We start from the raw sequence: 6,895 nt of genomic DNA on the forward strand, positions 1-6,895 counted from the left end.
TTTGACCAAACGTTATCTGAAAGGCGGTCTGGCTCATTGCCGGGCCATGACCGCGCTGGATTCGCCAGGCCGCGAGGGTGCCTCTAGCCTTTAGATCCCTGACCGGTAGACGATGTCTCCGCCCACTATAGTCATCAAAGCCTTGGTGTCCCGGATCTCTTGTGGCGGTACGGAGAGGATATCTTGGGACAGAACGGCCAGATCTGCGAGCTTGCCACTTTCTATGGAGCCCCTGTCCTTCTCCACACCCATGACGATGGCGTTGTTGATGGTGTAGAGCTGAAGTGCTTCCCGGGCTGTGATCGCCTGTTCTGGCCCAAGCTGATACCCATTGAGCGTACCACGGGTTGCCATCCACCACATCGACAGGAACGGATCCACAGGAACAACCGGGCCATCGGTTCCACCGCCGACATGCACACCTGCATCGAGCATTGCACGGATTGGGATGGCATAGCCTGATCGTTTGTCGCCCCACCACCGCCGCTGGTTGTGCCCGAGAAGCACCGCGTGGTCCTGTGCGGTCGCCATGATGCCGAACTCATTCATCTTCTTGAGCGCGCTCTCGGTTGGGAGGAAGACATGCATGATCGTCCAGCGCAGGTCCTTGATCGGCATCTCGGAATTAACCCGCTCATAGGAGCGCACGATGACGTCGATCGTCTCGTCACCCACGGCGTGGGTCTGGACCTGGACTTTGGCCGCAGCGGCGAGTTTAAGGCCCTCGACGTATTCATCCTCTCCTCCTGGCGGCAGAAGGAGGACGCCGCGATAGTTGGGGTCCGGCTGTTCCCCCGGCACAATCTGATAGGGCTCATAAAGGCGTGCTCCCTCAACGCCGCCATCGAGCGGATACTTGATTCCAGCAAACCGAAGCATGTCATCGGAGCGAAGTGAGGCTTGTGCGAGACCTTTCTGCACCTGCTCCTTGGTGAGGGCACGATAGAGAAGATCCGTGCGGATTGTCATCGCGCCAGCGTCGCGCAGGTGCGCATAGATCTGGATGGTGCGCTCATCAATTCCGGGCTCGACGACAGAGACAAGACCATAGCTGTTGAGCTCTCGCATGGCCTCCCTGAGAAGGCGTGTGTGCTCGGCGGGCGAGGGAGGCGGCGGGAGAGCACGGCGAGCGAAGTACGCAGCCGTCTCAAGAAGGACGCCAGTGGCCTCACCGGTCGCTGGATCCCGGACGATCACCCCGCCCTTCGGATCAGGAGTGTCTTTTTTGATCCCAGCAAGCTCAAGGGCCTTGCTGTTGACGGTGACAACGTGTCCGCCGCGGGGGATAAACACTGGATTGTTGGGCGAGACCTCATCGAGCTCATAGCGGGTCGGGAGGCGTCCTTCTTTGAGCAGGCTCTCATGCCAACCGGATGAGGCGATCACCCACTGGCCCGGCGGCGTCTGGGCGACGCGCTCGGCAATCAGCTTCCTCACGTCGTCAACCGAGCGAGCCTCCAACAGCTTAACGGCGGGCCGGTTCAAGGCCGCCATCGACATGTGGAGATGAGTATCAATCAGGCCCGGCACGACGGTGCGCCCGTCGAGATCGATGATCTGGGTATTGGGACCGGCCTCCTTGAGCACGGTTGCATTATCGCCAACGGCAACAAAGCGATCGCCGCGGACAGCCACAGCCTCGGTGGTGGTGAAGTTCTTGTCGACGGTGACGATCTTGCCATTGTGAAGGATAAGATCGGCAGGCTGTGCCCAGGCCGATCCAGCGAGCAGGGAGCCGGCAAGCAGAAAGCTGGCGGTCAAGAGGTGACGCGCACGAATGCTGATCATGATGGACGTTCCTGGTCTCTCGAGTAGGAGAACTGTGCAGGCTCAGAGCGTGCGCGTCTTGGCGTCTAACAGGACTACTGTAGCGGCTGGCCCGGTCACCGCGAGTTGGCCCTCAACGAGGACAGGTTCGAAGATCGGCAGAGCGCCTTCGGTGGAAGCGGAACGGATTGTGATCGTCGCACCCGGATCATGGATCGCGCCGCAGAGCTGGCAGGCACCTGGCGAGGATTCGGAGAGGGCGAACTCACGTCCATCGAGGCTTGGTGCCAGATAGCCCCGGATCCTGACTGTCTGGCCTGTCATAGATCGTGCGAGTTCGGAAGCCTGCCCATCGGGTCCAACAAGGTTGGCCAGAGGCAGTTCGTCCTTTGCATGGGCGCTGGCGAGAGGGGTGAGAGTGATGAGACCTGCGAGCCCGGCCAGAACGGCGCGGCGATCGAGTTGAGGCACAACCTCATGGCAGAAAATCTTGGTTGAGCGCAACATGGTGAGACCTCCTGATCCCTTAATTGCACGTGTCCAGTTCTCCAAGCGCCCGACCTGCCCGAATTGGGTTTCGGCTGCACTTGTAAATCGGTATCTCGAACTGCCCCAGCCCCAATATTTTCTGTCTTTCGAGATATTTGAAGCTTTAAGCAAAGCAATGTCAAGCTGCGATCGTAGATTCTGAGAAATACAACATGAGTGTTCTCTGCTCATGTCCGACTTGCATGGCTGGACATACATACAGAGCTGGCCTGGAAGGTCTGGACGGCGGGAGCAGTCGCGCTTCTCTCTGAACTCATTCAGAAAGGCTCGATCCCCGTTTAGACTTCACTTCGGAGGACGCATATCACCCGCTCTCTGAGGGGGCCTTATCATGAGAACGGGTTGAACTTGCCGAGAAGCTAGGAGCTCAGCCCTCTTCAAGCGGCAGCAGCTGCATTCGTCCACTGCTCCGCTGCTGCAGCTCTGAAGAGGCGTAGGGTGCGGCGGGAAATGAGGTAGAGTTGATGGCTGAAGGTTTTGTAGTCCGAGGCATGGACTGAGGGGAGACGCTGGTCCAGTCCGGATCATTTGAAGCCCTCCATCTTCCGCTCGCGTCGTCGCATCACCTCATGCGAGTTCTCTATCCTTTTGTTCTTGCGCAAGCCTTGCTCATGGTGAGCTGTCAAAGCGAGTTCCCGGAGTGCTGCTCGATAGGACGGCAGTTTATCGGTCACGAGCACTTTTGCTGCGAAACCCTGCTTCCTCACCAGTGTGCGCATAGGTTTTAGGGCGGCTGCTTTATCTCCCCCAGACTGTATGAGAATGTCCAGGATCTCGCCCATTGCTATCAATGGCTCGCCAGAGATACATGCACTGCCCCTGAACGGAGACGACAATCTCGTCCAAATATTGCCAAGTGTCTGTCGGACGAGGCCGTAGCCGATGTAAGTTGCGGACGAAGGCAGATCCGAACTTGAGGACCCGCCATCGGACGGTCTCGCACGAAATCTCCAGCCCGCGTTCGGACAGGAGCTCCGCAACATCTGGGTGGCTGATGGTGAATCGCATGTGCAGCTAGACAGCGTGCCGGATGCTCTCGGGTGGAAGTTTGTGACAAGCAGAAGAGACGAGCTGCATTCCGTATGCTACCGCGCATCAATCTTATCTGTCAGCACCTCCCCTAACAGTGCCGATCAAACTGCTCGCAGTATGAAGCTGAGCGAAGTTCGTTACTGCCCTTCAACTTCAGTCAGGATTTACGACAGAACCCTCAAGACATTAAGCTACCAGCGAATCTGGCGCAGACCAGCACCAGGAAGATGCCGAAGGCGACTTCGAGCCGGCGCTTCGAAAGGCGATGAGCGAGCCGCGCGCCCACGGGCGCCATCCAGGTGCTGGTGGGAATGAAGAGAAGAAGACCGATCAGCGATATGTAGCCCAGCGCCAGGGGCGGCTGGAAGGCGACGACGTTCGGGTAATCCGCCATGTGCGGCCAGCCCGCATAGACATAGCCGATCGCACCGGGAATCGAGATCAGGACACCGAGGCCGGACGAGGTCGCCACCGCCTGATGGATAGGCCGGTTGTAGAAGGTCATGAACAGGTTGGAGAGCTGTCCGCCGCCGATCCCCATGAGCGCGGAGAGCACGCCGATGAGCCCGCCATAGGCCACCATGACCGGCTTGGCGGGCATGTCGAGGCCGAGCCGCCAGGTATCCTTGCCGAAGAGCAGGCGAATGGCGGAGATGCCCGCCACCACCACGAACACGCCCTTGAACAGCTCGGCCGGCGCGAACCGCGCGATGAAGCTGCCGGCCACGACCCCCAGCACGACGGGCACGGCCCACACCCTCAGGATCGACATGTCGACCGCGCCCTTGGCGCGGTGCGCATTGAAGGAGCGGATGGAGGTGGGAATGATGATGGCGAGGGACGTGCCGACGCAGAGCGGCATCCGCACCTCGTCCGGCACCCCGAGCATCCGGAACAGCTCATAGAGGATCGGCACCGCGACCGCGCCGCCGCCGACGCCGAATACGCCCGCGAGGAGCCCGGTGAGAGCGCCGGCCGCGAGCAGCGCGACCACGAGCCAGGCCAAGTTGTACAAACTAATGTCGAACACTGGACTTCTCGTCAAATAAACCGCGTTCTTGGGGGTACGGCAGGTTACGGATACGAGTGGAGGCCTGAGTAAACAGCACACTATTTGTGCTCGGCATGGAGCCGAGCAGCAACTCTTTATTGTACCTGTTACGCGGAGCGGACGGGGCCACCGATAGCCCGGATGCTCGCACCGGTCACATAGGAGGCGCGATCACCCTACCCCGGCAGCAACAGGATCTTAAGCGATGGCGCATTGGATCGGCGGAGAAGAATCATCAAGACGATCCTTTCGACGGTGAGCTTCAGATCACCTGCACGAGTTGATCGATGCTGGTTTTGGCGTCGCCGTAGAACATGCGCGTGTTCTCCTTGTAGAACAGCGGGTTCTCGATCCCGGAATAGCCGGTGCCCTGCCCGCGCTTTGAGACGAACACCTGCTTGGCCTTCCACACCTCCAGCACCGGCATGCCGGCGATCGGGCTGTTCGGATCCTCCTGGGCGGCCGGGTTCACGATGTCGTTCGAGCCAATCACGATCACCACGTCGGTGTCAGCGAAGTCGTCGTTGATCTCGTCCATCTCCAGCACGATGTCGTAGGGCACCTTGGCCTCAGCCAGGAGCACGTTCATGTGCCCCGGCAGGCGGCCGGCCACCGGATGGATGGCAAAGCGCACGCTCTTGCCCTTGGCCCGGAGTCGGCGCGTCAGCTCCGACACCGATTGCTGCGCCTGCGCCACGGCCATGCCATAGCCGGGCACGATCACGACACTATCGGCCTCCTCCAGGGCTGTGGCCACGCCATCGGCATCGATGGCGATCTGCTCGCCGGCAATCGCCATCACCGGACCCGTGGTGGCGCCAAACCCGCCCAGGATCACGGAGATGAAGCTGCGGTTCATGGCCTTGCACATGATGTACGACAGGATCGCACCCGAGGAGCCGACCAGAGCACCGGTGACGATCAGCAGGTCATTGCCGAGGGTGAAGCCGATCGCGGCGGCGGCCCAGCCGGAGTAGGAGTTGAGCATCGACACCACCACCGGCATGTCGGCGCCGCCGATGCCCATGATCAGGTGGTAGCCGATGAAGAACGCCAGCAGGGTCATCGCCACCAAAGCCCAGATACCAGCACCGTTGACGTACAGCACCAGCAGGACGAGCGAAGCCAAGACGGCCACTGCATTCAACCCATGGCCGCCAGGCAGCTTGCGAGCCTTGCCATCAACCTTGCCGGCGAGCTTGCTAAACGCAATCACCGAGCCGGTAAACGTCACCGCCCCGATGAACACGCCCAGAAACACCTCCACCCGCAGGATCGCGATCTCCACGCCGGTTTTGTGCGCCAGCACTCCGGCAAAGCCGGTGAGCGCCTGCCGCGAGGCCTCGTCGAGGGCGAGCACGCGGGTGAGCTCGAGGTCGGCGTTGAAGCCGATGAACACGGCCGCGAGACCGACGAAGGAGTGCAATGCTGCCACCAGCTGCGGCATCGCGGTCATCTCGACCTTCTTGGCCACGTACCAGCCCAGGCAGGAGCCGATCACCAGCATGACAGCGATGACCGCGTAGTTGCCGACGCCGGGACCGAGCACGGTCGCGGCCACGGCGAGCGCCATGCCGGCCATGCCGTACCAGACGGCGCGTTTGGCGCTCTCCTGGCCCGACAGGCCACCGAGGGAGAGGATGAACAGGATGGCGGCCGCCACATAGGCGGCGGAGACAAGACCAAAGCTCATCGGGAGAGGATTTGTTGCAAACCCATCAGTAACTGCGTTCGGTCTATGCCTCCGGTCAGCTCCGGAGGTGCACGATGTTCAAAGGACGTCATTTCGACCGCTCAGTGATCTTGCTGTGCGTAAGATGGTATTTCGCTTATAGCCTTAGTCTGCGGGATCTCGAGGAGATGATGGCTGAGCGCGGCATCTCCGTTGACCACACGACCATTCATCGCTGGACCGTCCACTATGCCCCGCTCCTGCTGGAGCAGTTCAATCGGCGCAGGCGCCCGGTCACCAGAAGGTGGCATCTCGACGGTGTGTCACGAACACATTTCTGAAGGAGGAGATGTGGAGCTGTACAAGAGATGAGGGTTGGCCCCTCGAGGTCTGCAGTCAGGTGTCGGCCTCAAACCCCTGCAAGCTGCGGCCGTCAAGAGCGACCGTGGTGAGCGTTGCAGCCAAAGGCGGGGCTGAAGTCCCGTCAGGTACAATCCGGAGAGGCGAGCGAAAGCGAACCGCTGATGACGTGTCGAAATGCCAAAGGTGATGTCAAAACCGGGAAGTCGTCGAGGCCCCGGGATCAGTTCGGGGGCTGTCCTGAAGACCGCCCGAGCGACATCCGGCATGTAGGCGGCGTGAAGCCGGATCAGGCTCTTGTACGGAACGTGAGAACCTGTCGTCCCGCTGCCAAGGGAGACGTCCAAGCGGCAAAAACCGCAAGGACCCGAGTACCGATGCGGGGCACAGGGGCGGAGCAGCCCGTAGTAGGGAGGAAGGTTCTGTAATGGGACTGGACCGAAGGGGCTGCAGTGTTCCGCCGC

The 6,895-nt window shown here is 60.7% G+C and carries 5 protein-coding genes and 2 pseudogenes; 2 read left to right on the forward strand and 5 right to left on the reverse strand.

Annotated elements, in window-relative coordinates; translation table 11 throughout:
* Nucleotides 1-90 precede the first annotated feature (90 nt).
* On the reverse strand, nucleotides 91-1,500 hold the full coding sequence (locus ACS5Q0_RS22920) for an amidohydrolase (RefSeq protein WP_473128964.1): 1,410 nt from the start codon (nucleotides 1,498-1,500) through the stop codon (nucleotides 91-93).
* 6 nt (nucleotides 1,501-1,506) lie between these two features.
* Between ACS5Q0_RS22920 and ACS5Q0_RS22925 the strand changes: the two genes are divergently transcribed.
* Nucleotides 1,507-1,815: a hypothetical protein gene (locus tag ACS5Q0_RS22925; RefSeq protein WP_473128965.1), complete on the forward strand. Its 309-nt coding sequence runs from the start codon at nucleotides 1,507-1,509 to the stop codon at nucleotides 1,813-1,815.
* 15 nt (nucleotides 1,816-1,830) lie between these two features.
* On the opposite strand, the gene ACS5Q0_RS22930 is transcribed toward ACS5Q0_RS22925, so the two are convergent.
* From ACS5Q0_RS22930 to ACS5Q0_RS22945, 4 genes and pseudogenes are all read right to left on the reverse strand, one after another.
* The gene (locus ACS5Q0_RS22930; protein WP_473128966.1) at nucleotides 1,831-2,274 is read right to left on the reverse strand and encodes a hypothetical protein; all 444 of its coding nucleotides are present in this window, start codon (nucleotides 2,272-2,274) and stop codon (nucleotides 1,831-1,833) included.
* 419 nt (nucleotides 2,275-2,693) lie between these two features.
* A pseudogene (locus ACS5Q0_RS22935) lies at nucleotides 2,694-3,393 on the reverse strand (IS6 family transposase).
* A gap of 133 nt (nucleotides 3,394-3,526) precedes the next feature.
* Nucleotides 3,527-4,378 (reverse strand): sulfite exporter TauE/SafE family protein, encoded by an 852-nt coding sequence (locus tag ACS5Q0_RS22940; RefSeq protein WP_473128967.1) that lies wholly within the window; start codon nucleotides 4,376-4,378, stop codon nucleotides 3,527-3,529.
* Between the two features lie 283 nt (nucleotides 4,379-4,661).
* Nucleotides 4,662-6,092 carry an NAD(P)(+) transhydrogenase (Re/Si-specific) subunit beta gene (locus tag ACS5Q0_RS22945; RefSeq protein ID WP_473128968.1) on the reverse strand — a complete coding sequence of 477 codons (1,431 nt, stop codon included), beginning with the start codon at nucleotides 6,090-6,092 and terminating at the stop codon, nucleotides 4,662-4,664.
* A 74-nt stretch (nucleotides 6,093-6,166) separates the two neighbouring features.
* On the opposite strand from ACS5Q0_RS22945, the pseudogene ACS5Q0_RS22950 reads away from it, so the two are divergent.
* Nucleotides 6,167-6,388 (forward strand): annotated as a pseudogene (locus tag ACS5Q0_RS22950) (IS6 family transposase); the annotation flags it as partial.
* Nucleotides 6,389-6,895 lie beyond the last annotated feature (507 nt).

The sequence above is a fragment of the Microvirga sp. HS2 genome, from assembly GCF_055792805.1.